Below are 25,330 nucleotides of genomic sequence, written 5' to 3'. Positions count from 1 at the left end.
ACCTGTCTCACTCTTTATGAAACGCACGGTTCCTGGCAAGTCGACGCTCGGTACCGTCGATGCGGTGACCGACGGACAGCAGTCATCGCGTGCATTGAGCTTCGGCAAGGTTGCCGAGAACTACGACCGGGCCCGTCCCGGCTACCCGGCCGAGCTGTACGCGGACATCGCTGTAGGCGACGGGCTGCGAGTGCTCGAGGCGGGGGCAGGTACCGGCAAAGCCACTGTTGCGTTGGCTGAACTCGGCGCGTCCGTTGTTGCGGTGGAACCGGATTCGGCTATGGCAGAGCTGGTTCGGCGGCGCACCGAGAACCTCGACGTCGAAGTGCAGGTGTCGCGGTTCGAGGATTGTGCAGCCCCGGCGGCGGCGTTCGATCTAGTCGTTGCCGCCCAATCCTGGCATTGGGTGAACCACGAGCAAGGAGCTGCAGTGGCGGCCCGCGCGTTGGTCCCCGGCGGTGCCCTTCGGTTGTGGTGGAACATGCCGGGCGACCTCGAGGGCCCGGCATGGGAAGCGGTCAGGGCGGCCTACGACGCAACCGAGCCCGAAGCGGCACACCTGTTGGTGTGTTCTCTCGGTGCGCAACCGGAGTCGAACGTGCCCCGCGCTGAAGGCTTCGGTCCGTGGACGACCTCGACGTACAAGTGGGTCCAGCGCTACTCCGCAGGCGAGTTCTGCGCCATGGCCGCCACGTACTCGAGCCATCTCGCCCTGGACGACGGGCGCCGCGGCGAGGTCCTGGGCGCAGTGCACGCGGCCATCGCCCGCCACAGCTATGTGGATTACCGCTACGTCACGCAGATGGTGACGGCGCGGCTCGACTAGGAGATCGTCGTGGTGCAGACGACGAATTGCCTGGCGTCGTAAGCGAATCCGCCCTGGGGGCATTCGTTGGGATCGGCGGTACCGGTCTTGATCTCGGTGACCTGTTCGACGTCGGTCGCACTGGGGTCGCTACAGTCGACTCGTGCGGGCTCGTCCATGCCCACGGTGGGTACGCTCATGCAGCCGTCGACAACCCAGTCGACGTCGAGGCACAATGCGCCCTGCTCGACACCGTCGAGCGTTTCGTAGTAGGTCTGATTCACGTCGGTGGGGCACTGCTCGTTCTGCTCGTTCTGCTCGGCCTTGGCGATGACCTTGTAGTTCGATTCCATGCTGCCGCATTCGGCGTTCTCGATGGTGGCGGCCGTCATCGTCCCGCCGAGCCGAACGCATTGACCGATCTCGACATCGATGTCGGTGGAACCACCGGCGTCGATTCCCTCTTGGCCCGAGACGTCGTCGGTGGTGCTGGGAGCGGCGGAGATCGAGGAGGCGGTGGTGGTGTCTGCGGCGACGGCGTTGCCGGCTTCGGACGACGAACAGCCTGCAGCGAACAGCAGCGTGAGAGCTGCGCTTGCGGCGAGCAGGCCTCTGGACAAAGCAAGCATCGTGGCATGACCTTCGGAAATCATCCAGGCGAGGGAGCACACCCTCGTCGGCGGCCCCGCGGGCCACCGAAGAAAGATTCTTTACCATTCAAGGGGCTTTGAAAAGTGCACAGCCGGAAGTCACGAACGGAACACGATGCGAGCAACCCATTTGGTGTTGTGGACGCCAGGAAGTGCGGGGACGATCACGCGCGCGGGAAATCCGTGATCGAGCGAGAGGTCGACACCGTTGACTTTCAAGGCCAGCAACGAATTCGGATGCGCCGCTTGATTTCCCTGCAGTACCGCACGGGTGAAGGCTCCGTTCTGCTCCAGCGAGCTCACCTCGGCCGAACGCGGTGCGGGCACGCCTGCCAGCGCGGCTAGTTCGGCCAACTGGACACCGGTCCACGTCTGCGTGGTGGACCATCCTTCGACGCACGCGATCGGAAGTTCGGCAGTGCGCTGCGACATCGACAGCAGCCTGCCTCGGGACAACACGATCGGAACGGCGTCCTCGGCTGCGCTGCTGATCGTCAGTTGCCAGTCGGCCCCGGTCTGCGCCTCGGTGATCCCCGCAGCTTCGGCCGTTCGGTTGATCTGGAAGTCGTTGGGGCCGTCACCGTACGAGCGTCCGCGGGGCAGCAGAATCGCGGCCTTGCGCATCACTCCGCCGAGCGTCTGTCCGACCGTCAACACGGCAACGAAACCCATTCCGGCAGCGACCAATCCGATGGCACCGCGTCGAGTCATGGTCGCCGGAGGGTTGTCGTCGTTCTGCTTGTCCGGAGCTTCGTTCCTGGCGCGCAACACGTCCATCAACGACTCCGACCTCAGGGTTCGCCACATCAGCGGGACCTTGAGCCCGAGGTGTACGAGGAATCCGGAGATGAACACCCAGGCACCGAAGTAGTGGGCGGCGTAGAAGTCGAAACCGAACACGTAGTCGTACTGGATGTTGAGAACACCGGTGACGATCTCGAACAGCAAGCCACCGACCAGCGCCAACAGCGACAACCGTTCGAGCGCATGCGCCGGCGATCGCACCGGTGGTAGTTCGACGAGCTTGGGCATCACCGACCACAGTTTGGCGATGACGAGCGGCACGATGATCAGGCCGAGCCCGACGTGCAGGCCCTGTGTGAGCTGGAACAGCCAGGCGGGGTTGGTGGGCCAGTCGAAGTACGGCAACCGCAACCACCCCACGGCACCGGGCCGGGCCTGGCCGAACTGCGGTCCGTAGGCGCTGTACGAGAGCAAACCCGTCACCGTGATGATCGGCAGCGCAACGAGCAGAACCGCGCCGAACAGCGACGTCAACCATGTGCTTCGCAGCGGACTGCGAGAGCGCGCCAGAGGGTTGGGTGCGTCGGCCATGTAGGGCATTCGCTGCCCAGTCAGTGCCGGATGTGTCTCGGCCGACTCTCCTGCCCGACGTATCGCCTCGTGGAAAACGTCCCCGCGGGGACGCGTCTGGCATCGTGGGGACGTTCCTGTCGGTGCCTCGTCGTACATTTATCGAACATGTATTCGATGAATGGGGGCGTTCATGATGGACATGAAAGATATCGAGACCGAAATCTGTGCTCTGGCCGGTCAGATCGCTGCGGCGTCGGCGCAGTATCTGATTCTGGTGGGTGAGTTCGATGCTCGACGCGGATGGGCGGCCTGGGAAGTGCGGTCCTGTGCGCACTGGTTGTCCTGGCGTGCGGGAGTCGATCTGCACACCGCTCGTGAGCAGGTGCGGGTGGCCAAAGCGATGAGAGAGCTGCCGCTGATCACCTCGGCGTACCTGAGCGGCACTATCTCGTACTCGAAGGTGCGTGCCATGACTCGGGTGGTCACGGCCGAGAACGAGGCGTCGCTGCTGCAAAAGGCGCTCGATGCACCCGCTGCGCACATCGAACGTCTCTGCCGTGGTCTGAAGAAGGCGATGCGTCCGACCAGGGGTAACGGCGTCGACGTCGATCCGTGCACGGGGCGGTGGCGCTGGGACGAGAACGACGGCTCGCTCGTGCTGACGGCACGCTTTCGGCCCGAGGACGGCAAGCGGTTTCTCGCTGCATTGACGAGGGCGGAGTACGAGCGGACCCGAGTCGAGGGCGAATCCGAGGGTGACCGGGCCGCCCCGGCCCCGCCCAACCCGGTGCCGGCGATCATCGCGATGGCCGAGATGGTGTGCGCTGCCGTCGATTCACCGGTCGTCTCACCGGCCGCGGAAGTGCTGGTCCATCTCGGCAACAGCACCGAAGCCGGATGCGATCATGCTCATTTCGACGACGGGCCCGGCCTCGACGACGAGACTCTCGCTCAGGTGCTGTGCTCTGCGGTCATGCGGACTGTCGGCCACGGCCGGCTGGGTAAGACCGTGCGGTGGAGTCCAACTGCGAAAGCCCCGAGCCGAACCCAGATGCGTCAGTTGATCATTCGGGATCGATGCTGCACGGTGCCCGGGTGCGGGCGCACCCGATTTCTGCATGCGCACCACGTCACCTACCGCTCACGGGGCGGGGCGACGTCACTGGACAACCTGGTCCTGCTCTGCGGCGAACACCATCGAGCGTTGCACGACGGCTACTTCTTCATCGAAGCCCTTGGATACCAACGCTTCTCGTTTCACCATCCATCGGGAACCGAGATCATCCATGCTCCCGCAGTGTCGGGAGACGCAGACGAGATCAGGCGACGATACGACGGGATCGCACCCGACGCCATCGTCCCGAACTGGGGTGGTGAAGGCCTCGACCTCAGCTATGCGACCGATGTCCTGATCACCAATTGGCAGCAGGCTGCATGAAATGGGCTCGTCGCGGGCAAGTTAGTGTGACGACGAGACTCGGACAAGAAGCGGTGGGACATGAGCGTCGACAGATCATTGGGGGACGAAGCACCCTGGCCGGTGGAACGAGCACCGAGCCGGAGCGACGCGACCAGGCCCGAGGACGACTCCTTCTACGCCGCGCCCGAGGGGTACGAAGCAGCGCTACCCGGGACGATTCTCAGAGTGCGGCCGGTCGAGGTCGCGATGTTCGGTCGTGTGCGCCAGCGAGTCGACGCGTGGCAGCTGCTCTACCGCACCGCTGATCTCGGTGGCTTTCCCCAGGCCAGCGTCACGACGGTCTTGCGCCCGCGGGACGCCGAGCCGGTACTGCTGTCATATCAGTGTGCGATCGACGGCGTCGCATCCTCGTGTTTCCCGTCGTACGCGCTTCGGCGTGGCTCGCGGGCGTTCGGTGCAGTACCGCAGTTCGAGTTCCTGCTTGTCCTGCATGCCCTCCGCCGTGGGTGGACCATCTCGATCCCCGATCACGAGGGTCCCGACGGACATTGGGGTTCGCCGCAGGAACCCGGGTTCTGCACGCTCGACGCCGTTCGCGCGGCGTTGTCGTTCGAGCCGCTGGACCTGCATTCGAGCACGCCGGTAGCGCTGTGGGGCTACTCGGGCGGCGGACTCGCGACGTCCTGGGCGGCGGAGATGGCACCGGAATACGCACCGGAGATCGAAGTGGTCGGTGCCGCCCTCGGCTCCCCCGTCGGAGATCCCGGCTCGGCGTTCACCAGGCTGAACGCAACGTTCCACTCGGCGCTGCCGACATTGGTGGTTGCGGGTCTGCGGCGCACCTATCCGGAGCTGGACCGGGTCATCCGCCAGTACGTCAACGAGGACGGGATGCGCATTCTCGATTCCGTCGAGAAGATGACCACCGTCCGCGCTGTCCCCCGCCTCGCGCGGCACGATCTGGATCACTACATCGACGTTCCGTTGGCCGATCTGCTGGCTCTGCCCGAGATCGTGCAGGTGTTCCAGGACATTCAGCCGGGACGAACGGCTCCAACGGCACCGCTGCTGGTCGTTCAGTCGGTGCACGATCAGATCATCGCCGTCGACGACGTGGACGGGCAGGTGGATCGGTACATCGAGGCCGGAGCCCACGTGACCTATCTACGGGATCGGCTGAGCGAACACCTGTCGCTGCACCCGCTCAGTGCGCCGCTGACATTGGACTGGTTGGCCGATCGATTCGCCGGACTGCCGGTCGAAGAACCGTCGACGCGAACGGTGTGGTCCACAGCGTTCTCGCTCTCGGCGGTGCGCGGATTGTTGTCGCTGACCTGGACAACCATCACAGCGTTGGTCGTCGGCATCCGGGCGTAGCTACCCTGAAGACCGATGAAACGAACCTGGATACGAATACTCACCGGCACGATCGCCATTCTGGGCATCGTCACCGGGCTCGTGGCTCTGGGCGTCTACTACACCGACACCCGAGTCAATGTCCTGATCGCGCTCGCGTCGTTCGTTCCGTTGATGTTCGCCGCCGTCGTGTTCGGTGCCCTGGTGGCGTTGATCGGTCGGCGCTGGGTTCTGGCGGGAGTGTCCGCGCTCGTGCTTGCTGCAGGCGCATTCGCCTACGCACCGCTCTACGTGGCGGACGCGGCACCCGAGGAGTCGGAGGGCGTGCGGTTGCGCGTGATGCAGGCGAATCTGATGATCGGGCTGGCCGATCCAACTGTCGTGGTCGGTCAGGCTCGCGAAAGCGCCGTCGATATCGTCACGATCCAGGAACTGACCGACGCGTCGGTGGTCGGCCTCCGCGACGCAGGTATGGAGGAGCTCTTCCCCTACAGCTACCTCCAGCCGCACGTGACCGGCGGCGGCGGAGCCGGAATCTACAGCCGACTCCCGATCTCGGGCAACCGTGAACTCGACGGATACGGCCCGGTGAATCTAGCCACCGAGGTCGAGGTTCCCGGTTCCGAGCCGGTCACGCTGCTGGCCGTGCATCCCGGTCCCGCCTACATCACCCCGGCCGACATCTGGACCGCCGAATTGGACACGCTCCGAAACGATTTGAAGGCGGCGTCGGTCGGCGGGCCGGTGATCGTCAGCGGTGACTTCAACACGACGTACTCGCACAAGAAGTTCCGTAACCTGCTCGATGCCGGATATTCCGACGCCGCAGCGCAATTGGGGAAGGGATTGATTCCCACGTATCCCACGGACAAAGGGACACCCGCAGTCGTCGGCATCGACCACATCCTCACCAACACCGGCCACGCTCGGTCTCTGGAGCGAATCGATCTCCCCGGATCGGACCACCACGGGTTGATCGGGGAGATCGAGTTCTCTCGCTAGATCAACGGAACAGATCGACGTTGCGCTGCGCCCACTGCCCGAATGTCGTAGCAGCGCCGATTATCTCGGAGAGTGTCCGGTCGACCTGCTGAGGGGTGTCCACCCAGGACTCGAGTCCGTCCACGTACGTGATTGCAAAGTCCCCCATGCTGGGACTCAAGCCGTCGATCGTCTCCTGTCTGCTGACCGTTTCGAAAGTCAATGTGCGACCGAGAGCGGTGCCTATCCTGTCCAATAGCTCTGTGCGCGTAAGAGATTCGGGGCCGGTGAGAACATGGGACCGGCCCTGATGCGCTTCTTCGTCGATCAGGACTGCCGCCGCCGCCGCGGCGATATCGTCCATGGCGATCGGGGCGTTGGCAGCATCGGGAAACGGCTCACGGACACAATCGGACTCGATGATTCGCTCCGCCCACATCGTCGAGTTCTCCATGAATTCGCCCGGCCACAGATGAGTCCACTGCATTCCGGACTGCTCGACCGCTACCGAGATCGGATGCCACCAGTTCTCCGGTGGGCCGGCGAGATCGACGACGTGCCTGACTCCGGCATCGCGGGCGAGTTCGAGCACAGGTGCGATCGTGTTCGGATACGGAGCCAAATAGATCTGATCGACGCCGACCAGGGCGTCGGGCAGGGAATCCACCCGGCCGAGGAACCCCTCGGCGATCTCCACGCCTGCCGGCAATCGTGCGCGCGAGGGATGGTTGGTCAACGCACGTACGTCGGTCCGACCCGCGGCCACAAGATGGTCGACGACCATACGGCCGATATTGCCCGTGGCTCCGGTCACCAAAATCGTCATGCCGTACAGTGTACGGCATGACGATTTTTGGCGGGAAGGGACGAAATCAGCTCAGCTGACGCGAACTGCCTGCTTTCGAGACTTGCCGCACTGCAGCAGGATTCGGACGGCCGCCGGTGTTCCGTCGAGAGATGTCACGATGTCGTTGCGCATCTGTGCTGCCGCGCCTGCCACCTTGTCGAGCGATGTCACTGCGGGGTCGAGTGTCGCGGTGATCTCGACGACTCTCTGCCCGCGGTCGGACACCGAACGGCCGGTTGCCGATACGACACCTTCGTGAGTGGCCAGGGACTTCGCGGCGCTTCGGGCAGCGGTGCCCAGGTCGACGCTGAGCCGACCGTCGACATCCGCATCCGCTGTGGAGGCGAAGGCGACGGTGCCGACCGAACGGCGCGGCAGGTGCGCGAGTAACCACCACAGCCCGAGCAGAACGAGGACGATGGCGGCTGCTCCGAGAGCCCAGGGCCACCAGCCGGCGTCGACGGCGGTGTCGACGAACGCTGCGTCGAGACGCTCGCGGCCGGGAAGTTCTCCGCGCTCCCAGGCGATCGCACCGCCGCCGAGGGCGATCAGGGCAAGGCCGACGACGGCGGTGCTGGTCCGGTCGACGGACGCGGTAGCGCGTTTCATGAGGCTTGTCCTGTCGTTCGCACTCGGGTGCGGACCTTCGGAGCCGACGCGAGTGGGCGGAGAGCGTCGTCCACGGAGGTGACGACGGAGGACTTCAGCTCCGAGGTGTCCGTGCCGGCGACGGTGTTCACGGCGACGGTGACCTTTTTGTTGCCGGCCTTGGCGGTCGCGGAATCGACGCCGACGCTGTCGAGAGCGGCGGTGCGGGCAACGGCTGCGACGTCGCCCTTGCGGAGCCAGACGTCCTGCTCGGAGAGGGCGCGGTGGGTGCGTCGGCGTGGACGAATCGCAACGAGGACGAGAATGAACCCGACGACGACTGCGGCGATTCCTCCCGGCAGCATCCACGACTGCGCGGTGAGTCCGTCCAGGTTCGCGGCGGCGGGGCCGACCCATTCGGGGCCGTCGATGGCACCGAGGTTCAGCAGCGCCTCGCGGCCGAGGACCACTCCGGCACCGATGAGGACGAGTGCGAACAGGATTGCGGGTACGGCTGCGGTGGGGTTCGCTACCGGCTTCTTGCTTGCCTTCTCGATCACTGCACTCTCCCTTCTTCATGGGTGGCCTCGGCGGGCACGCATTGGACGGTGACGTCGACGCGGTCGACGGTGTAGGTGCCCAGTTCGGACAGGTCCCGTGCCACAGCGGCGCGAACGTTCGCGGCCACCGTCGCCAGCGGCGAGGGCCAGGTGACCGCCACTGCGACCTGTGCGCGAACGCGGGAGCCGCTGATCGTCACGTCGGCCTTGGGCAGGTCACGCCCACCGAGGACGCGTAGTCCAGGCTGGGGCCCGGCGACCGCGTCGGTGCTGCGGGCAGCCAGGACTGCGAGACGCTCGACGGCCTTGTGCTTGATCTCCAGCGAGCCCCGCTCACCGGGGTCTACAGCGGCTGTCTCAGTCACGACCGCGACCACGCATGATCGAGTTCAGGTCCAGTTCGCCGTCGATGTAGCGGCCGACGAAGAAGCCGAGGCCACCGAGAACGATGGCGATGAGGAAGCCGGTGAAGCCGCCTGCCGCTGCGGCGATGGCCAGCAGAAGTCCCACGAACAAACCGATGGTTGCAGTGGTCATGGTCTTGATCTCCACTCAGAGTTCGAAGTAGTTGCGTCTGGTGACGCGTTTGCGGATGCGAGCGATCCGCTTGGGAAGTGTGCGTAGGGGGGACGGAATCGAGGACGCGCGGAATACCGTCGGTGCACTCGCTGCGTTGACAGGGGTCGAGGGCAGTACAGCGAATCTTCGATCGACAGCGGCGAGCTCGGCCATGTACCGGGCCGGATCTCCACCGATGTCGGGGTGGTGTTCGCGTGCCACAGCGCGCCGAGCCGCCTTGTACGCGGCGGCTCGGTCGTGCGCTGCATGCTCGTTCACCTGGTCAGACTCGCACAATGTCCTCGACGGTGACGTGCACGGGCCCGTCGACCATCGCCGCAACTGTGCGACGCACGGCATCGGCGGTCTCGCGGACCGCAACCCCGAATTCGAGAGTGACGTGAACCTCGGTTCCGTTCTCCCCGATTCGGATGCCGGCGATCCTGCGTCCGGGTAGGTACGTAGCGGCTTCGCCGAACATGCCGCCGTGCAGCCCGACGACACCGTCGATCGCCAGAACGGCGTCGGCGATGTCCTCGGACCTGTCACGCTCCGTCATGTGCGGATCGGTCACTGCACTCGGGTGGTGGCGGGCTCGGTGGTGGTGTCGTCGTCCTCGGAGCCGTCGTCGAGGAAGATGTCGTGGACGACGATGTTGACCTCGGTGACCTCGAGCCCGGTCATACGCTCGACGGCATTGATGACGTTGCGTCGGATGCCTGCTGCGAGATCTGCGATCGACACTCCGTAGTCGGCGACGATGTCGATGTCGACGGCTGCCTGACGCTCGCCGACCTCGACCGAGACGCCCTGCGACTGGTTGACGCGGGCACCGGGGATGCGCTCGCGGAGGGCACCGATCGCGCGGCTTGCTCCGCCGCCGACTGCATGCACTCCCTGGACCTCACGGGTGGCGATGCCGGCGATCTTGGAGACGACGGTATCGGCAATGGTGGTGCGACCCTGCGAGCTGACGAGCACGGAGTCCGACTTGGTGGTGATGTCGGTCTTGCCTTCGCCTGCTGCCGATACGGTTGCCTTGTTGTCCGTCGTGGAGCTCATTGAATGCCTCTCTTCGTCGTTTGTCTCGTGCAGAGTGTGTGTCAGGAGTTGGTCGTAGGTCGATGACCGAAACGCACGTCCGGATAAAGTGACCTACGTCATAGATTACGTCCGCTGGTAAACCGGTATCGAAGACATGCGTGATCGATGACCGCTACGTGAACTGGGGGCCCGATGGAGTGGGTTGATGCATCGGACCGCGTACTCGTCGGCGCAGCCGCGCTCGGCGAGACGGATGCGTTCGAGGAGATCGTCCGGCGCTACGGCCCGGAGATGTTCCGGTACGCGCGCAACATGCTGTCCGATCAGGGTGCGGCCGAGGAGGTGGTGCAGGACTCCTTCGTCGCAGCGTGGAAGGGTCTGGACAACTTTCGAGGGGACTCGGCGTTGAGGACGTGGCTGTTCTCGCTGGTCTCGCACAAGGTGGTCGATCACCGGCGACGGCGTAGCGTGCCTCCTGCGGAGGACTGGGTGTTCGAGCGCAAGAGCACCGGCGCAGGCAGCGATCCGGAAGCGGACGTCGAGGCCGACAGCTTCATGGCCGAGCTCGGAGTCGCACTGGCCGAATTGCCCTACCGTCAGCGAGCCTGCTGGCTGCTCCGCGAGGTCGAGGGCCTGACTCACCCCGAGATCGGCGCGATCATGACGTTGTCCGCAGGAGCGGTACGCGGTCAGTTGACCAGAGCACGAGCAACATTGAGCGAAAGGTTGGCAACATGGCGAACCCAGTAGAGCCGGATTCGGTTCTCGCGCGTGCTGCCACCGAACTTCGGGACGCACCGCAGGAACCCAATTGGGTGGACATCAGCTCGTCCATCATCGCGAAGGTACGCAACACCACTCGGCGTACGTGGCCCATCGACAGCGCCTTCCCTCCCGGTTCAGAAGCCGGGACCGGTGACACGCTGAAGATCAGCGACCACATCGTCAAGACGACGCTTCGGCGCGCCCTCGCGGGCGTTCACGGCGCACAACCGACCGAGATCGACCTCCACCTCGACGACCATGCCTGCATCGGCCTGTTCATCGCGGTGATCGGGGTGTACGGCGTCGATCTGCAGGCCGCGGGCGACGAGCTCGCGCGTATCGCGATCGATGTCGTGACGGATCTGCTGGGTGCCACCCTCGATCGCGACGTCGTCGAAGTACGCGTCGACGACATCGAAGAGCGGTAGGCGTAAATATTGCGTCATAGCCGCTGGTTGGCGGCGTAAGAAAGCGTAAGGAAACCGGCTGTGGCCGGTGGCGGGATTCAGGATCGAGCAATGACCGAATTGCTCTGTCTCGCGGTGGCCGCGTTCGTCGCGGTGTACCTGTTCGTCGCTCTCCTCGACCCGGAGAGGTTCTGACGCCGCCATGAATCCTGCTCTTCTTGCCGGTCTCCAGATCGGCGTGGTGATAGTCGTTCTGGCGGCTGCCTATGTGCCGCTCGGCGACTACATGGCCCGTGTCTACACGCGCACTCGGGATTCGAGTGTCGAACGAGTTCTGTATCGCATCGCGAGAGTCGATCCGGACTCCGAACAGACCTGGGTCGGGTACTCCACCAGCGTTGTCGGATTCTCGGTGGTCGGTGTCGTCTTCCTCTTCCTGCTGCAACGTGTCCAAGGCGTGTTGCCGCTCGACGGCGGACTGTCCGGCGTGAGCCCGGCGATGGCGTTCAACACCGCGGCGTCGTTCGTCACCAATACGAACTGGCAGTCGTACACGCCCGAGACCACCATGTCGAACCTGACGCAGCCGTTGGGATTGGCAGTGCAGAACTTCCTCTCTGCTGCAGTCGGTATCGCAGTGGCGATCGCGGTCGTCAGAGGATTCGTCCGGGTTTCCACCGGTGGTGAACTGGGGAACTTCTGGGTGGATCTGATCCGCGGAACGCTACGAATTCTGTTGCCGCTCTCGCTGCTGGTGGCGGTAATTCTGCTCACCCAGGGCGTTGTGATGTCATTCTCCACGGGCTTCGCTTCCACCGGTCTGGACGGGCAGGCGGTGACCAATGCGCTTGCACCCGTTGCCTCTCAGGAGGCGATCAAGGAGATCGGCACCAACGGCGGCGGCATTCTCGGAGCCAATTCTGCCCATCCGTTCGAGAATCCGACGCCGCTGTCCAACATCGTCGAGATCATTTCGTTGCTGCTGATCCCGGTGGCGCTCACCCGCACCTTCGGCACCATGATCGGCAACCGCAAGCAGGGTCTGACTCTGCTTGCAGTGATGGCCACGCTGTGGGCCACGCTGCTGGCGGTCACGCTGTTCGCGGAGTCGGGCACCCGAGGCGTCGCAGCAACGGCTGCGGGCGCGATGATGGAAGGCAAGGAAGTCCGCTTCGGTATCCCGGCATCGGCATTGTTCGCCGTCTCCACCACCGGAACGTCCACCGGCGCAGTCAATTCCGCACACGACAGCATGTCTGCGCTCGGTGGCGGGACAGTTCTGCTGAACATGTTGTTCGGGGAGATCGCACCCGGTGGCGTCGGAACCGGTCTGTACGGGCTGTTGGTTCTCGCAGTCATCGCCGTGTTCGTCGGTGGCCTGCTCGTCGGGCGCACTCCCGAGTTCCTCGGCAAGAAACTGGGTCGACGCGCGATCACGATGGCCGCACTGTCGGTGCTGGTGATGCCGATCCTCGTTCTCGTCGGCACGTCCATCACCGTGATTCTCGAATCCACCACGAGCTACCAGGGCAATCCCGGCATCCACGGATTCACCGAGGTGCTCTACGCCTACGCGTCGGCGTCCAACAACAACGGCAGTGCCTTCGGCGGTCTGACGGTGACCAGCGACTGGTTCCAGATATCGCTCGGTATCGCGATGCTGCTGGGCCGTTTCCTGCCGATTGTCTTCGTGCTGGCGCTGGCGGGCTCGCTGGCGACGACCAAACGCAGTGCACCCAACGCAGGCACCCTCCCCACCGACGGGCCGTTGTTCGGCACTCTGCTGATCGGCACCGCGATTCTCGTCGCCGCTCTCACCTTCTTCCCCGCACTTGCTCTCGGACCCATAGCAGAGGCCATGCAATGAAACTCTCTCTCGCAACTGCGCTTCCGGGCGCATTCCGCAAACTCGATCCGCGCCACCTGGCTCGTAACCCCGTGATGTTCGTCGTGTTTCTCGGTTCCATCGTCACCACGGTGCTGTCGATCGCCAATCCGTCCGTGTTCGCGTGGTTCGTGACGGGATGGCTCTGGTTCACGGTTCTCTTCGCCAACCTGGCCGAGTCCGTCGCCGAAGGGCGCGGCAAGGCGCAGGCAGCCAGCTTACGGAAAGTGAAGCAGGACAGCGTTGCTCGACGACGCACTCCCTCCGGTGCCGAGTTCGTCATCACCGAGGTGGCCGGTGCGGACTTGAAGGTCGGTGACGAGGTGGTCGTCTCGGCCGGTGAGGTCATCCCCGGCGACGGTGACGTCATCGAGGGCATTGCGAGCGTCGACGAATCGGCGATCACCGGCGAGTCGGCACCCGTGGTCCGCGAGTCGGGTGGCGACCGATCCGCGGTCACCGGCGGCACCATCGTGCTCTCCGACGAGATCGTCGTGAAAATCACTGCAGCACAGGGTGAGACGTTCGTCGATCGGATGATCGCACTCGTCGAGGGCGCGGCACGGCAGAAGACGCCGAACGAGATCGCCCTGAACATCCTGCTCGCCTCGCTGACGATCGTGTTCCTCTTCGCGGTGGTCGCCATCGGGCCGATGTCGAACTATGCAGGACAGCAACAGGATCCGATTCAACTGATCGCGTTGCTGGTCTGCCTGATCCCCACCACCATCGGCGCGCTGCTCTCCGCGATCGGCATCGCGGGCATGGACCGGCTGGTGCAGCGCAACGTGCTGGCGATGTCCGGACGCGCGGTGGAGGCGGCAGGTGACATCGACACGTTGCTGATGGACAAGACCGGAACCATCACCTTCGGTAATCGTCGTGCGACCGGGCTGCATCCGGCGACGGGCATCGATGCGGTCGAGCTGGCGCGCGCTGCTCGGCTGTCCTCATTGGCCGACGGTACTCCCGAAGGACGCAGCATCGTCGAACTGGTCGAGCGTGACTTCGAATCCGTAATGGCAGAGGGCGAATCCGAGCGCGGTGAGTTCGTGGCCTTCACGGCGCAAACTCGGATGAGCGGGCTGGATCTACCGGGCATGGAGATCCGCAAGGGTGCAGCAGATTCGGTGTACGGCTGGATTCGTGAGGGCGGCGGTACGGCCGATCTGGACGCCACTGTGCACGACATCGCGCAGAACGGTGGTACCCCGCTGGTAGTGGCCGTACGTGAAACCGGAAGTGCTGCGCGGGCTCTCGGCGTCGTGGAGCTCTCCGACGTGGTGAAGCCGGGCATTGCCGAGCGATTCGCTCAGCTGCGAGCCATGGGAATCCGGACGGTGATGGTCACCGGCGACAATCCGCTCACCGCGAAGGCCATCGCCGCCGAGGCCGGGGTGGACGACTATCTGGCCGAGGCGACTCCGGAGGACAAGCTCACGCTCATTCGGCAGGAGCAGGAGGGCGGCAGGCTGGTTGCGATGACCGGCGACGGCACCAACGACGCCCCCGCTCTCGCGCAGGCCGACGTCGGTGTCGCGATGAACACCGGCACCTCTGCCGCCAAGGAAGCCGGCAACATGGTCGATCTCGATTCCGACCCCACCAAGTTGATCGAGATCGTCGAGATCGGCAAGCAGCTCCTCATCACCCGCGGCGCGCTGACGACGTTCTCGCTGGCCAACGATCTGGCGAAGTACTTCGCGATTCTGCCGGCGATGTTCTCTACCGTGTACCCGCAGCTCGGTGGGCTCAACATCATGCATCTGGCCACGCCGGAATCGGCGATCCTGTCGGCGGTGATCTTCAATGCGCTGGTGATCGTCGCACTGATCCCGTTGGCGCTCAAAGGTGTTGGATACACCCCGGCATCGGCCGCCGCTTTGCTGCGGCGCAACCTGCTGGTCTACGGCGTCGGCGGCGTCATCAGCCCGTTCGTCGGGATCTGGCTCATCGACCTACTCGTTCGTCACATTCCAGGGATAGGCTGACCATGCGTTTCGTACAGGGATTTCTTCGACAGCTCGTGGCCGGCTTCGCAGTGCTGCTGGCATTGACCGTCATTCTCGGCATCGGCTACCCGGCCGTGGTCTGGGGCATCAGCCGCATCGGTGCCGACTCCGCCGAGGGTTCGCCGCTGCGTGACGCGCAGGGCTGCGTCGTCGGAAGCTCGCTGATCGGCGTCGATCCGCAGGTCGCTCCGGGAGAGCCCGATCCGTACTTCCACACCCGCGTCACCGGCTCGGTGTCGGACGACGACGCCTTCGCTCCAGGAGATCCCGCCGCGGCGCTGCCGACCAACCAGGGGCCGTCGAGTGAGGTTCTCGCGTCGTTCATCGAGCAGCGTCGGGCTGCGATTGCCGAGCGCGAAAGCGTCGACCCCTCCGCTGTTCCCCCGGACGCGGTGACCGGCTCCGGTTCGGGAGTCGACCCCGCGATCAGTCCGGAGTACGCCGCGCTGCAGGTACCGCGGGTCGCCGAGGTCAACGGGATGAGTGTCGGCGACGTCGAGGCTTTGGTCGCCGAGTACACCGCCGGACCGCAGTACGGTGTTCTCGGGGCGAAGGCGGTCAACGTGCCGGAGCTCAATGTGGCGCTGGGCTTGACCAGCCCCTGCAGCTGAGACAGGAGAAGGCCCGTGCCGGACCGAGGTGAACTGCGCATCTATCTGGGCGCTGCGCCGGGAGTCGGCAAGACATTTGCGATGCTCGGAGAGGCACATCGGCGCCAGGATCGGGGCTGTGATGTCGTTGCTGCCCTGGTCGAGACCCACGGCCGAGAACGGACGATCGCTGCGCTCGACGGGATCGAGGTGGTACCACCTCGCCTCGTCGAGTACCGCGGTTCGCAGACGGAGGAGCTCGATCTCGACGCGGTGCTGGCGCGGCGGCCCCAGGTGGTGCTCGTCGACGAATTGGCACACACCAATACGCCGGGAGGTGTGCACGGTAAGCGGTGGGAGGACGTCGAGGACCTGTTGAACGCGGGCATCAGTGTCATCTCGACGCTCAATGTGCAGCACCTCGAATCGTTGAACGACGTGGTGCACCAGATCACCGGGGTGCCGCAGCGGGAGACGGTACCGGACAGTGTGGTTCGCGGTGCCGACCAGGTCGAGCTGGTAGACATCACCCCCGAGGCGCTGCGCAGCAGATTGCGGCACGGGAATGTCTACGCCTCCGAGAAGGTGGATGCGGCACTGAGCAACTACTTCCGCCGGGGCAATCTCACTGCTCTGCGTGAGTTGGCGTTGCTGTGGATCGCCGATCAGGTCGACGCGGCATTGGTGAAGTACCGCAGGGACAATCGCATCACCGACACGTGGGAGGCCCGCGAGCGAGTGGTGGTGGCGGTGACCGGCGGCCCGGAATCGGAGACCCTGCTTCGCCGAGCGAGTCGCATCGCCTCGAAGTCCAGTGCAGAGCTGATGGTGTTGCACATCGTCCGCGGCGACGGACTGATGGGTGTCTCGGCACCGCAGATGGGTTCGGTGCGCAAGCTCGCCGCCGGGCTCGGTGCCAGCGTGCACAGCGTCGTCGGCGACGACGTGCCGTCGACCCTGCTCGACTTCGCTCGCGGCGTGAATGCAACTCAGCTGGTGATCGGTACTTCGAGACGGTCTCGGGTCGCGCGGATTCTGGACGAGGGCATCGGTGCTGCGGTGGTGCAGAACTCCGGCAAGATCGACGTACACATGGTCACCCACGCCGAGCGGGCGCGGCGCTGGCGACTTCAGGTCGACGCAGGCAGGCGCCGGATTCTCGCGTGGATCGCCGCGGTTGTCGTCCCGTGTCTGGCGGCGGTGGTGCTGAACTGGGTTGGGCCGAACTTCGGTCCGAGCGGGGAGAGCGCACTGTTCTTCATGGTCGTTCTGTGTGTCGCACTGCTGGGAGGTGTTGCGCCTGCGGCACTGTCGGCGCTGATCGCCGGGTTCCTGCTGAACTACTTCTTCACTGCGCCCCTGTACAGCCTCACGATCGCAGAACCGGAGAACTTCGTCGTCGCCGTCGTCCTGCTGCTCGTCGCCATCGCGGTCGCAGCCTTGGTGGACGCTGCTGCGCGGCGGACTCGGCAAGCTCGACGAGCATCTCAGGAGGCCGAGTTACTGACTCTCTTCGCCGGATCCGTCCTTCGGGGAGCAGATCTGACTGCGCTGCTCGAGCGCGCCCGCGAAACCTACAGCCAGACCGGAGTATCGCTGTGGGACAACGAGTCCGCAAGAATTGTCGGCACCACGGGGGTTGGCGCCCCCACAGGCAAGGCCAGTGCTGACACGGAGATCGGCACCGGCGAGTTCACGCTGCTCCTTGCCGGCGACCGAACTCGAGCGCACGATCGAAGAGTGCTCGCGGCCGTGGCCAACCAGGCCGCGGGCATGGTTCGGCAGGGCCGGCTCGCCGAGGAAGCCAGCCGAGCCAACGCTCTCGCCGAGGCCGATGCATTGCGTCGGGCATTGCTCTCGGCCGTCAGCCACGATTTACGGACGCCACTGTCCGCGGTGAAAGCGGCGTCCTCGTCCCTGCGCAGCACCGACGTTCAGTTCTCGGCGGAGGACACCGAGGAATTGCTGGCCACCATCGACGAGTCGGCCGATCAGTTGACGGCTCTGGTGAGCAATCTGCTCGATTCCTCGCGGCTGCAGGCAGGCGTCGTGCAGCCGAGCCTGCGTCCGGTGTTCGTCGACGACGTACTGCGCGGCGCGCTCATCGGTGTCGACGACACGGCGGCCGACGACCGGCTGCGCGTCGACGTCGGTGACGTGGAGGTGCTGGCAGACCCGGGCCTGCTCGAACGGGTGCTCGCGAATCTGGTGAACAACAGTGCCCGCTACGCCCCCGTCGGCGACATCACGGTCAGTGCCGCCGCGCACGGTGAGTGGGCGAGTATCTCCGTTGCCGACCACGGACCCGGCATCGCCGAGGGTGCCGAGGAGACCATGTTCGACGCGTTCCAACGCCTCGGTGATCGGGACAACTCGGTGGGCGTCGGACTCGGATTGTCGGTGGTGCGAGGATTCGTTCGTGCGATGGGCGGTACCGTCATGGCATCGAACACAGTCGGCGGCGGGCTGACGATGACGGTCGAGTTGAAGGCAGTCGAGTCGAAGGCGGGGAGCAGGTGAAGGTGCGGGTGCTCGTCGTCGACGACGAGCCGCAGATCGTGCGGGCACTGCGGATCAATCTGAACGTGCGTGGGTTCGAGGTGGTCAGCGCGGCGAGCGGCGGTGAGGCGCTGCGGGTGGCCGCGAACTTCCACCCGGACATCGTGATTCTCGATCTCGGCCTGCCCGACATCGACGGAATCGACGTCATCGCCGGTCTGCGCGGCTGGACCGACGTACCGATCCTGGTGCTGTCGGCGCGCACCGATTCCGCCGATACCGTCGAAGCACTCGACGCCGGTGCCGACGACTTCGTCACCAAGCCCTTCGGCATGGACGAGCTGCTGGCCCGATTGCGCGCCGCACTACGCCGCGGACCGCACTCCGTCGCCGACCCCGTTGTCGTCACCGAGGACTTCACCGTCGACCTAGCTACGAAAACCGTTGTGCGAGAAGGCGTGAGCGTGCACCTGACCCGCACCGAGTGGGGTGTGCTCGAACTGCTGGTGCGCAACGAGGGCAAGCTGGTGTCGCAGAAGGACATACTGCGCACCGTCTGGGGACCCGGCCACGAGCGTGAAACGCATTATCTACGAATCTATCTCGGCCAACTGCGACAGAAACTCGAACGCGACCCGGCCTCCCCGGTGCACCTCATCACCGAAACCGGTATGGGCTACCGATTCGTACCCTGAGCACTACCCGCGCTCGCACCTATCCACCGAGTACCTCACCCTCGCGGCGGGGGTCGGCTCCACCGATCCAGCCGCCGTCGGTGCGCTGTAACGCGCTCAGTCCACTGGACTGGTCTGCGACCGACACCTGATGGCCCATCTCGCGGAGCTGCGCGACCACCGGATCGTCCTCGCCCGAGACGTTCGGGTGTTCACCGCCGTAGTTGGTCGACGGTGTGTTGGCCGCACCGAAGTCGACCATCGACACCGCCTGCTGTGGATCCATGCCCCAATCGAGAAGTCCCACCAGTGTTTTGACGACGAACTGGATGATCACCGAGCCGCCGGGAGAGCCGGCCACCAGTGCCAGATCGCCGCGTGCGCCGTCGTCGCCGCGGTCGAAGACCAGCGTCGGGGCCATCGAGCTACGCGGACGCTTCCCCGGCTCGACGCGATTGGCCACCGGCGTACCGTCCTCGGCCACCGGTGATGCCGAGAAGTCGGTGAGCTGATTGTTGAGCAGGAAGCCGTCGACCATGTGGAACGAGCCGAAGGCCGACTCGACGGTCGTCGTCATCGAGGCCGCGTTTCCCTGGCTGTCGACGACGGAAATGTGGCTGGTGCCGTACTCGGGATCGGTGGACGAGGCGAACTGCACCGGGCCGAAGTCGCCGGGCTGCGCTGCGCCCATCGACTTGCTCTCGTCGATCAGTCCTGCTCGCTCGCTGAGGTATTCGGGATCGAGCAGCGCATCGGGCGACCCGCCGGGCAGGGGGACGAAATCAGGATCGGCGACGTACTTGTCACGATCGGCGTAGGCCAGGCGCTCGGCCTCGGCGATCAGGTGCACACCCTCGGCCGTCGGGGTTCCGCCGTTGGCGTCCATTCCCGTCGGCGCGTATTGCGCCAGATCGAAGTTCGACAGGATCCCCATCGCCGACGCCACTGCGATACCGCCCGAGGACGGGCCGGGCATACCGCAGATGTCGTGGTCGCGGTACTCGGTGCACACGGCCGTGCGGGTCTTGGGCTCGTACGCGGCGAGATCCTCGAGCGTGATCTGTCCGGGGGTTCGGCCCGCGGTGGTGTCGGCGGTCGCATCGACGATGGCCTGCGCGATATCACCGGTGTAGAAGGCGTCTGCACCTTCGGTTGCGATGGCGGAGAGCGTCTTCGACATCGCCGGGTTGTTCAGAACCGTCCCGGCCGGCTTGCCGGTGCCGTCCGGCTGCAGAAAGTATTCCTTGGACGCGGGGTCGAGGGCGAGCTTGGGTGCCGAGTCGGCAATGGACGACGCCATGCGCGGGCTGATCTCGATTCCGTTGTCGGCAAGGTCGATTGCGGGCTGGAAGAGCTCACCCCACTGCTTCGTGCCGTGATCGTCGTGGGCCTGCTCGAGCATGCGCAGCACTCCCGGAACGCCGATCGACCGCCCACTCGAACGGGCATCGGGTTGCGGCAGAGTGCGATTCACGTCGTCGATGTACCGCAGGTAGTCGCCGGTCGCGCTCATCGGGGCGGTCTCGCGGCCGTCGTAGCTCTGTACTTCGCCGGTGGCTGCGTCGTAGTACATCAGAAAGGCCCCGCCGCCGATGCCCGAGGACTGGGGCTCGACGAGGCCGAGCACCGTCTGCGCCACGATCAGTGCGTCGGCCGCGGTGCCGCCGTCGCGCAGAACCGCGCACGCGGCCTCGGTGGAGACCGGGTTGGCCGTCGAGACCGAGTACGAGGCCGTCTCCACCGGGGTCATATTCGATCGATACCCGGTCGCCACTTCGGGATTGGTGGAGATGTCGCCCGAACTCGCGCTCGGCGTCGCTCCTACCGGGGTGCCGCCACTGGCACCGAGGACGCAGCTGTTCTCGGCCGCGGAGTCGGGATCGGTGCTCTCGCCGCTACTGCACGCGGCGAGCGGCACCAGCAGGAGGGCACATGCAAGGGCGGTCGAGCGGAGTGGGCGCGTTGCAGACACCGCCCGACGCTAACACCCGGCTCACTTGCCGGCACGGGTCTCGGCAGATTCGAGCAGCCAGTGTGCGACGGGCGCAGGTCTACCGAACAGAAAGCCCTGCGCGAAGCGGCATTCGAGTGCCTCGATGATCGCGGCCTGCTCCTCGGTCTCGACGCCCTCGGCCACCGTCGCCACCGGCAGCGCCGATGCCATGGCGACGATTGCGCGAATCAGCTGAGTGTCGGACTCCGAACTGCCGATCTCGTGAACGAAGGATTTGTCGATCTTGAGCAGTGCGATCGGCATCGCGCGCAGCCTGCTCAGCGAGGAATAGCCGATACCGAAGTCGTCGAGAACGATGAGCACACCCATCGCGGCGAGTCGATCGAGAACGCTTTTCGCCGTGCCCATGTCGTCGATCAGGACGCTCTCGGTGATCTCGAGTGCCAGATCTGCTCCCTCGAGGCCGTATGTGTCGAGCAGTCGCCCGACGAAAACCGGCAACGAATCGTCTCGCAATTGCATCGGAGACACGTTCACCGACATGGTGACGTTCTGCCCGTTGGAACGCAGTGTCACCAGATCGGAGATCGCGGTGCGCAGCACCCACTCGCCGATTTCCTTGATGAGATTGGTCGATTCGGCAATCGGGATGAACTCGTTGGGGGTACGCACTCGGCCCTGCCAGTTCCAGCGCACGAGTGCCTCGTAGACGACGGTGGCGCGCGAGGCAGTCGCGATGATCGGCTGGTAGTACACCTCGAGTTCGCCGCGTCTGATCGCGCCGCGCAATGCGGTGGCGGTCTCGATCGCGGACGTCGCTCGCGCACGCAGGGACTCGTCGAAGAACGCGTAGCGCGCCGCGCCGAGAGATTTGGCGTGATACATCGCGGTGTCGGCCTCGCGGATGGCGTCGTGCAATCGGTCCGCGTCTGCGATTCCCACCGAGGCCGTGACGTATGCCGTCGCGGCGCTCAGGGGGAACGGCTCGTTCGTCCGATCGATGATGCGGCGGGCCAACGCTTCTGCTCCGCGCCGATCACGGCGAGTCAGTACGACGAACTCGTCACCGGCGTACCGAACAACGGTGTCGGCGGCACCGACTGCGGCGCGGATGCGTCGCGCTGCGGCCACGATGAGTTCGTCCCCGACGCGGTGGCCGTACGAGTCGTTGACCATCTTGAAGTTGTCGAGGTCGACGAACAGGACGCACGTGCGTCCCGGAGTCTGCGTGCGCTCGAGCCGAGTGAATTCCTCGTCGAGCATCGTGCGGTTGGGTAGGCCGGTCAACAGATCGTGAGCGGCCAGGTACTTGGCGTGCTCTTCGCCGACCTGCACTCGGGTCAGCGCGCGCTCGCCGCGCAGGAATGCGCCCACCAGGATCGATGCGAGCAACAGGGACCGAACGATCAGATCTCCGGTGGACACGGCCGAACCCAGCAGCGGCACCGTGGCGCAGACGACCAGCAGCGTCACCACGAACACGACGCGGCGGCTGCTGTGTGCCGGTGCAGGAGTCTGCCGCTGCGAGACGGTGCGCATCGACGGATCGAGGGCGGCCATCGCCAGGGAGAGATACGCGAACAGGTAGATGCCGTCGAGCAATCCCGAGGACGGCGCGTCGTCGGTGGTGGCCGCGAAGGCGTACGAGATGTCGCCGACGAGTGTCGCGACGAGTGCGATCAGGGCCCATTGCAGCGCAGCGGTGCGGGGCTTGGACGAGAACAACAGGTAGGTGGTCAGGGTGATCAGTGCGGCGTCGATCGCCGGATACAGCCCGTTGACCACCGTCGATGCCGACGAACGGGGCGATTCGAGGGCCGGGGAGATGAACAGCAACCACGACAGGAACAGGGTGCCGAGAAAGATCAGGCCGGCGTCGACCAGTGGAGTGATGTCGTCGATCGACTGCCGGTCTCGGATCCACCGCGAGAGTGCGTAACCGACGAGTGCGTACCCGGTCAGTGTGAACAGATCCGGCAGCAGCGGGAACGAATGATTCAGTGCGGTGGGATCGCTGCGGAGCGAGACCCCGAACATGAACAGCACCGAGGCACCGAACAACGCCCACCAGCATCGAGAGTCGTCGGGACGGTATCTGCGGATCGCGGCGCTGATGGCCAGAACCGAACCGACGGCGACGGTGGCCAGGACACCGGCCCGCACTCCGGCGTCGCCGAGAACGAAGACGGTGCTCGCGACGACGACCACTGCCACCAGACCGGCGGTCCGTTTGGTGTGCATGGCGAAGGGCGCAGCGACCTTCGTATTCATCGAAGGACCTACTTCCTTCTCGCTCGTGGCGTTCGCATGGCTGTTCGCGGCGCCCTCATGGGTGAATATACGTCTTTGCGCAGTGCATACGGGGCCGAAGTTCGACCTGGCGGTCGGAGAAGTTCAACAGATGTTGCGACGGCACAGTTGCGTCAACCGAGGGTTGACGCCTAGTCACCGTCAACCTAGAGTTGACGCATGACGCAACCACTGAAGATGACGAACCCCGTCCGCCTCGACGACCTCATCGACGCCATCGAGAAAGTGCACACCGATGCACTCGATCAACTCTCGGGTGCGGTGATCGCGGCCGATGCCCTCGGCGAGGTCGCCGATCATCTGATCGGACATTTCGTCGATCGGGCCCGTCGTTCCGGGGCGTCTTGGACTGCCATCGGCGCATCCATGGGTGTCAGCAAGCAGGCGGTGCAGAAGCGCTTCGTCGCGAAGGGCGGCGACGATCCCGCCGATCTCGATGCCAGTCAGGGTTTCTCGCGCTTCACCCCGCGGGCCCGCAACGTGGTTGTCGGCGCGCAGAACGAGGCCAGGGCCACTGCCAACGACTGCATCACCACCGGGCATCTGGTTCTCGGTCTGCTCGGTGAACCCGAGGGATTCGCGGCGAAACTGCTTGGCGCTCAGGGCCTCACGCCCGATCAGATACGCTCTGCGGTGACTGCGACGCTGCCGGAACCGGCCGACCCCGTACCCGATCTCGTGCCGTTCGATGCCGGTGCCAAGAAGGTGCTGGAACTGACCTTCCGTGAGGCGCTTCGGTTGGGACACAACTACATCGGCACAGAACACATTCTGCTGGCGCTGTTGGAGAACGAGGACGCCACCCTCGGCTCGCTCGGCGTCCGCAAGGATGCCGTCGAAGAGGGGCTGGCGGCCGCTCTGGGTAGCTAGGCCTGCTTCTTCGCCACCAGGAACAGCATGCTCATCGACATCAGCGCTGCGAAAAACATCGCGATCACCATGGGGACGGCTGTGGCGTCGCCCCCCAGGCCGACCAGCGGGGAAATGACTGCGGCCAGACCGAACTGAAGGGCGCCGAGCACTGCCGATCCGGTGCCCGCCAGGGCCGGGACCTGCTCGACGGCCAGGGTCGTGGCATTCGCGAAGACGAATCCGAGGCTGGTGACGGTGGCGAAGAGCAGAATCAGCATGGGCCACAGCGTGATTCCCACGAAGGTGAGTACCGCCAACGCGCTGGTGGTGGCCATGACGGCGATGACGCCGCAGGCCAGCATGCGGTGCAGGCTCACGCGGTCGGAGAGCTTGGCCGTGACCGCGCTGCCCAGCATCAATCCACCGGCGTTCGCGGCGAACGCGGCGGAGTACTGACCGGCCGACAGGCCGAGCATGTTCTGCAGGACGAAAGGTGATGCGGAGATGTAGGCGAACATGACCGAGAAGCCGAAGGCGTAGCTCAGCGTGTAGCCCAGGTAGCGGCGATTGCGGACGACGCTGCCGATGCCGTCGAGCATCTCGCGCAACCCGCCTGCGCGGCGGTTCTCCGGCGGCAGGGATTCCTGCACGAAGCACACGGCAGCGATCAGCATCAGCGCTGTGAGCGCCGAGATGATCCAGAAGACGCCGCGCCAGCCGATGCTGTCGACGACTGCGCCGCCGACCAGCGGTGCTATCACCGGAGCGACGCCGCCGATGATCATCATCACGCCGAACAGTTTCGCTGCAGTGCTGCCCGATGCTCGGTCGGAGATGATGGCCCGCGCGAGCACCACGCCGGCCGCGCCCGCGAAGCCCTGGACGAAGCGGGCTCCGATGAGGAACTCGATGTTGGGGGCCAGTGCCGCAGCAATGCCCGCCACCAAGCAGACCGCCGAACCGACGATGAGCGGACGGCGGCGGCCCCAGTTGTCGGACAGCGGTCCGATCACCAGCTGGCCCAGTGCGAGTCCGATCAGGAACGTCGTCAGAGTGAGCTGGATGTTGCTCGCCGACGTGCCGAGTTCGGTTGCCATCGCCGGAAATCCCGGCAGGTACATGTCGGTGGCCAGGGGCGGAATGGCCGTCAGCAGTGCAAGGACGGCGATCAGCACGGTCCCCGGCGGCACGGTATCGCGTCGTTCCGGTGCTGCGGCCGCGTTCGGGGAGGTTTCGACGTGTGACATGAGAGCAAG

Annotated in this window: 26 protein-coding genes; 13 read left to right on the top strand and 13 right to left on the bottom strand. The window is 65.2% G+C overall.

The features are described from left to right. Positions 1 to 64 precede the first annotated feature (64 nt). On the top strand, positions 65 to 826 hold the full coding sequence (locus AYK61_RS16080; RefSeq protein WP_183130310.1) for a class I SAM-dependent methyltransferase: 762 nt from the start codon (positions 65 to 67) through the stop codon (positions 824 to 826). Here the strand turns inward: AYK61_RS16080 and AYK61_RS16075 are convergent. Together AYK61_RS16075 and AYK61_RS16070 are read right to left on the bottom strand one after the other, a co-directional pair. Beyond that, positions 823 to 1,434: a hypothetical protein gene (locus tag AYK61_RS16075; RefSeq protein WP_237668935.1), complete on the bottom strand. Its 612-nt coding sequence runs from the start codon at positions 1,432 to 1,434 to the stop codon at positions 823 to 825. The two genes, AYK61_RS16080 and AYK61_RS16075, sit on opposite strands and share 4 nt — an antisense overlap. A gap of 120 nt (positions 1,435 to 1,554) precedes the next feature. Continuing rightward, the gene (locus tag AYK61_RS16070; protein WP_121872802.1) at positions 1,555 to 2,799 is read right to left on the bottom strand and encodes a molybdopterin-dependent oxidoreductase; all 1,245 of its coding nucleotides are present in this window, start codon (positions 2,797 to 2,799) and stop codon (positions 1,555 to 1,557) included. Positions 2,800 to 2,962: 163 nt separating this feature from the next. On the opposite strand from AYK61_RS16070, the gene AYK61_RS16065 reads away from it, so the two are divergent. The 3 genes from AYK61_RS16065 to AYK61_RS16055 are packed head-to-tail and all read left to right on the top strand — an operon-like array spanning position 2,963 to position 6,550. Beyond that, positions 2,963 to 4,210: an HNH endonuclease signature motif containing protein gene (locus AYK61_RS16065; protein ID WP_183130308.1), complete on the top strand. Its 1,248-nt coding sequence runs from the start codon at positions 2,963 to 2,965 to the stop codon at positions 4,208 to 4,210. A 60-nt stretch (positions 4,211 to 4,270) separates the two neighbouring features. Continuing rightward, positions 4,271 to 5,569 (top strand): lipase family protein, encoded by a 1,299-nt coding sequence (locus AYK61_RS16060; RefSeq protein ID WP_121871530.1) that lies wholly within the window; start codon positions 4,271 to 4,273, stop codon positions 5,567 to 5,569. Between the two features lie 15 nt (positions 5,570 to 5,584). Beyond that, on the top strand, positions 5,585 to 6,550 hold the full coding sequence (locus tag AYK61_RS16055; RefSeq protein WP_121871529.1) for an endonuclease/exonuclease/phosphatase family protein: 966 nt from the start codon (positions 5,585 to 5,587) through the stop codon (positions 6,548 to 6,550). Position 6,551: 1 nt separating this feature from the next. Here the strand turns inward: AYK61_RS16055 and AYK61_RS16050 are convergent, their stop codons facing one another. From AYK61_RS16050 to AYK61_RS16015, 8 genes are read right to left on the bottom strand one after another with little or no spacing between them, the layout of a single operon-like run. Beyond that, positions 6,552 to 7,355: an SDR family oxidoreductase gene (locus AYK61_RS16050; protein WP_121871528.1), complete on the bottom strand. Its 804-nt coding sequence runs from the start codon at positions 7,353 to 7,355 to the stop codon at positions 6,552 to 6,554. Positions 7,356 to 7,406: 51 nt separating this feature from the next. After that, complete coding sequence (locus tag AYK61_RS16045; protein ID WP_121871527.1) at positions 7,407 to 7,985, bottom strand: hypothetical protein; 579 nt, start codon at positions 7,983 to 7,985, stop codon at positions 7,407 to 7,409. Beyond that, complete coding sequence (locus tag AYK61_RS16040; protein WP_121871526.1) at positions 7,982 to 8,524, bottom strand: DUF6286 domain-containing protein; 543 nt, start codon at positions 8,522 to 8,524, stop codon at positions 7,982 to 7,984. Before AYK61_RS16040 ends, AYK61_RS16045 begins: the two co-directional genes overlap by 4 nt. Continuing rightward, a complete protein-coding gene (locus tag AYK61_RS16035; RefSeq protein ID WP_183130307.1) occupies positions 8,521 to 8,889 on the bottom strand; it encodes an Asp23/Gls24 family envelope stress response protein in 369 nt (122 codons plus the stop codon). Before AYK61_RS16035 ends, AYK61_RS16040 begins: the two co-directional genes overlap by 4 nt. Continuing rightward, a complete protein-coding gene (locus tag AYK61_RS16030; protein ID WP_027495126.1) occupies positions 8,882 to 9,061 on the bottom strand; it encodes a hypothetical protein in 180 nt (59 codons plus the stop codon). Before AYK61_RS16030 ends, AYK61_RS16035 begins: the two co-directional genes overlap by 8 nt. A gap of 15 nt (positions 9,062 to 9,076) precedes the next feature. After that, positions 9,077 to 9,361: a hypothetical protein gene (locus AYK61_RS16025; protein ID WP_121871524.1), complete on the bottom strand. Its 285-nt coding sequence runs from the start codon at positions 9,359 to 9,361 to the stop codon at positions 9,077 to 9,079. A 4-nt stretch (positions 9,362 to 9,365) separates the two neighbouring features. After that, a complete protein-coding gene (locus AYK61_RS16020) occupies positions 9,366 to 9,641 on the bottom strand; it encodes an Asp23/Gls24 family envelope stress response protein (protein ID WP_121872801.1) in 276 nt (91 codons plus the stop codon). 11 nt (positions 9,642 to 9,652) lie between these two features. Next, positions 9,653 to 10,144: an Asp23/Gls24 family envelope stress response protein gene (locus tag AYK61_RS16015; protein WP_121871523.1), complete on the bottom strand. Its 492-nt coding sequence runs from the start codon at positions 10,142 to 10,144 to the stop codon at positions 9,653 to 9,655. 174 nt (positions 10,145 to 10,318) lie between these two features. Here AYK61_RS16015 and AYK61_RS16010 point away from each other — a divergent pair, with 174 nt between their 5' ends. Genes AYK61_RS16010 through AYK61_RS15975 form a run of 8 tightly spaced genes read left to right on the top strand, consistent with a single transcriptional unit; the run spans position 10,319 to position 18,979 of the window. Beyond that, complete coding sequence (locus AYK61_RS16010) at positions 10,319 to 10,876, top strand: RNA polymerase sigma factor (RefSeq protein ID WP_121871522.1); 558 nt, start codon at positions 10,319 to 10,321, stop codon at positions 10,874 to 10,876. Then, positions 10,861 to 11,319, top strand: coding sequence for a hypothetical protein (locus AYK61_RS16005; protein ID WP_121871521.1), 459 nt, complete (start codon positions 10,861 to 10,863; stop codon positions 11,317 to 11,319). The genes AYK61_RS16010 and AYK61_RS16005 overlap by 16 nt, the downstream gene beginning before the upstream one ends. Positions 11,320 to 11,379: 60 nt before the next feature. After that, entirely contained in the window at positions 11,380 to 11,493 is a 114-nt protein-coding gene (locus tag AYK61_RS16000) for a potassium-transporting ATPase subunit F (protein WP_259468091.1), read from the top strand. A gap of 7 nt (positions 11,494 to 11,500) precedes the next feature. Beyond that, positions 11,501 to 13,165, top strand: a complete 1,665-nt coding sequence (kdpA, locus tag AYK61_RS15995; protein WP_121871519.1) for a potassium-transporting ATPase subunit KdpA — start codon at positions 11,501 to 11,503, stop codon at positions 13,163 to 13,165. Then, positions 13,162 to 15,174 carry a potassium-transporting ATPase subunit KdpB gene (kdpB, locus tag AYK61_RS15990; protein WP_121871518.1) on the top strand — a complete coding sequence of 671 codons (2,013 nt, stop codon included), beginning with the start codon at positions 13,162 to 13,164 and terminating at the stop codon, positions 15,172 to 15,174. Before kdpA ends, kdpB begins: the two co-directional genes overlap by 4 nt. A gap of 2 nt (positions 15,175 to 15,176) precedes the next feature. Continuing rightward, positions 15,177 to 15,806 carry a potassium-transporting ATPase subunit C gene (locus AYK61_RS15985; RefSeq protein ID WP_121871517.1) on the top strand — a complete coding sequence of 210 codons (630 nt, stop codon included), beginning with the start codon at positions 15,177 to 15,179 and terminating at the stop codon, positions 15,804 to 15,806. A gap of 15 nt (positions 15,807 to 15,821) precedes the next feature. After that, positions 15,822 to 18,305, top strand: a complete 2,484-nt coding sequence (locus AYK61_RS15980) for a sensor histidine kinase KdpD (RefSeq protein WP_121871516.1) — start codon at positions 15,822 to 15,824, stop codon at positions 18,303 to 18,305. Next, positions 18,302 to 18,979 (top strand): response regulator, encoded by a 678-nt coding sequence (locus AYK61_RS15975; protein WP_121871515.1) that lies wholly within the window; start codon positions 18,302 to 18,304, stop codon positions 18,977 to 18,979. Before AYK61_RS15980 ends, AYK61_RS15975 begins: the two co-directional genes overlap by 4 nt. A 19-nt stretch (positions 18,980 to 18,998) precedes the next feature. Here AYK61_RS15975 and ggt read toward each other — a convergent pair whose 3' ends face one another. Further along, a complete protein-coding gene (ggt, locus tag AYK61_RS15970) occupies positions 18,999 to 20,930 on the bottom strand; it encodes a gamma-glutamyltransferase (RefSeq protein WP_121871514.1) in 1,932 nt (643 codons plus the stop codon). A 21-nt stretch (positions 20,931 to 20,951) separates the two neighbouring features. Further along, on the bottom strand, positions 20,952 to 23,183 hold the full coding sequence (locus tag AYK61_RS15965) for a bifunctional diguanylate cyclase/phosphodiesterase (protein ID WP_121871513.1): 2,232 nt from the start codon (positions 23,181 to 23,183) through the stop codon (positions 20,952 to 20,954). Between the two features lie 198 nt (positions 23,184 to 23,381). Here AYK61_RS15965 and AYK61_RS15960 point away from each other — a divergent pair, with 198 nt between their 5' ends. Next, the gene (locus AYK61_RS15960; RefSeq protein WP_183130306.1) at positions 23,382 to 24,092 is read left to right on the top strand and encodes a Clp protease N-terminal domain-containing protein; all 711 of its coding nucleotides are present in this window, start codon (positions 23,382 to 23,384) and stop codon (positions 24,090 to 24,092) included. Here the strand turns inward: AYK61_RS15960 and AYK61_RS15955 are convergent. Next, complete coding sequence (locus AYK61_RS15955) at positions 24,089 to 25,321, bottom strand: multidrug effflux MFS transporter (RefSeq protein ID WP_121871512.1); 1,233 nt, start codon at positions 25,319 to 25,321, stop codon at positions 24,089 to 24,091. The two genes, AYK61_RS15960 and AYK61_RS15955, sit on opposite strands and share 4 nt — an antisense overlap. Positions 25,322 to 25,330: the final 9 nt, after the last annotated feature.

This window comes from Rhodococcus sp. SBT000017, from assembly GCF_003688915.1.
GTDB lineage: Bacteria > Actinomycetota > Actinomycetes > Mycobacteriales > Mycobacteriaceae > Rhodococcoides.
The sequence above is the reverse complement of the archived record's forward strand: the minus strand, read 5'-3'. Positions and strand labels throughout refer to the sequence as shown.

What these genes read in the sequence shown, in the direction of transcription:
- AYK61_RS15960 (WP_183130306.1), top strand. Translation starts at nt 23,382, where the DNA reads ATGACGCAACCACTGAAGATGACGAACCCCGTCCGCCTCGACGACCTC.
- AYK61_RS16065 (WP_183130308.1), top strand. Translation starts at nt 2,963, where the DNA reads ATGATGGACATGAAAGATATCGAGACCGAAATCTGTGCTCTGGCCGGT.
- AYK61_RS16030 (WP_027495126.1), bottom strand. Translation starts at nt 9,061, where the DNA reads ATGACCACTGCAACCATCGGTTTGTTCGTGGGACTTCTGCTGGCCATC.
- AYK61_RS16005 (WP_121871521.1), top strand. Translation starts at nt 10,861, where the DNA reads ATGGCGAACCCAGTAGAGCCGGATTCGGTTCTCGCGCGTGCTGCCACC.
- AYK61_RS16075 (WP_237668935.1), bottom strand. Translation starts at nt 1,434, where the DNA reads ATGCTTGCTTTGTCCAGAGGCCTGCTCGCCGCAAGCGCAGCTCTCACG.
- AYK61_RS15965 (WP_121871513.1), bottom strand. Translation starts at nt 23,183, where the DNA reads ATGAATACGAAGGTCGCTGCGCCCTTCGCCATGCACACCAAACGGACC.
- kdpA (WP_121871519.1), top strand. Translation starts at nt 11,501, where the DNA reads ATGAATCCTGCTCTTCTTGCCGGTCTCCAGATCGGCGTGGTGATAGTC.
- AYK61_RS16015 (WP_121871523.1), bottom strand. Translation starts at nt 10,144, where the DNA reads ATGAGCTCCACGACGGACAACAAGGCAACCGTATCGGCAGCAGGCGAA.
- AYK61_RS16020 (WP_121872801.1), bottom strand. Translation starts at nt 9,641, where the DNA reads ATGACGGAGCGTGACAGGTCCGAGGACATCGCCGACGCCGTTCTGGCG.
- AYK61_RS16060 (WP_121871530.1), top strand. Translation starts at nt 4,271, where the DNA reads ATGAGCGTCGACAGATCATTGGGGGACGAAGCACCCTGGCCGGTGGAA.
- AYK61_RS16045 (WP_121871527.1), bottom strand. Translation starts at nt 7,985, where the DNA reads ATGAAACGCGCTACCGCGTCCGTCGACCGGACCAGCACCGCCGTCGTC.
- kdpB (WP_121871518.1), top strand. Translation starts at nt 13,162, where the DNA reads ATGAAACTCTCTCTCGCAACTGCGCTTCCGGGCGCATTCCGCAAACTC.
- AYK61_RS16070 (WP_121872802.1), bottom strand. Translation starts at nt 2,799, where the DNA reads ATGCCCTACATGGCCGACGCACCCAACCCTCTGGCGCGCTCTCGCAGT.
- AYK61_RS16010 (WP_121871522.1), top strand. Translation starts at nt 10,319, where the DNA reads ATGGAGTGGGTTGATGCATCGGACCGCGTACTCGTCGGCGCAGCCGCG.
- AYK61_RS16050 (WP_121871528.1), bottom strand. Translation starts at nt 7,355, where the DNA reads ATGACGATTTTGGTGACCGGAGCCACGGGCAATATCGGCCGTATGGTC.
- AYK61_RS15955 (WP_121871512.1), bottom strand. Translation starts at nt 25,321, where the DNA reads ATGTCACACGTCGAAACCTCCCCGAACGCGGCCGCAGCACCGGAACGA.
- AYK61_RS16055 (WP_121871529.1), top strand. Translation starts at nt 5,585, where the DNA reads ATGAAACGAACCTGGATACGAATACTCACCGGCACGATCGCCATTCTG.
- AYK61_RS15985 (WP_121871517.1), top strand. Translation starts at nt 15,177, where the DNA reads ATGCGTTTCGTACAGGGATTTCTTCGACAGCTCGTGGCCGGCTTCGCA.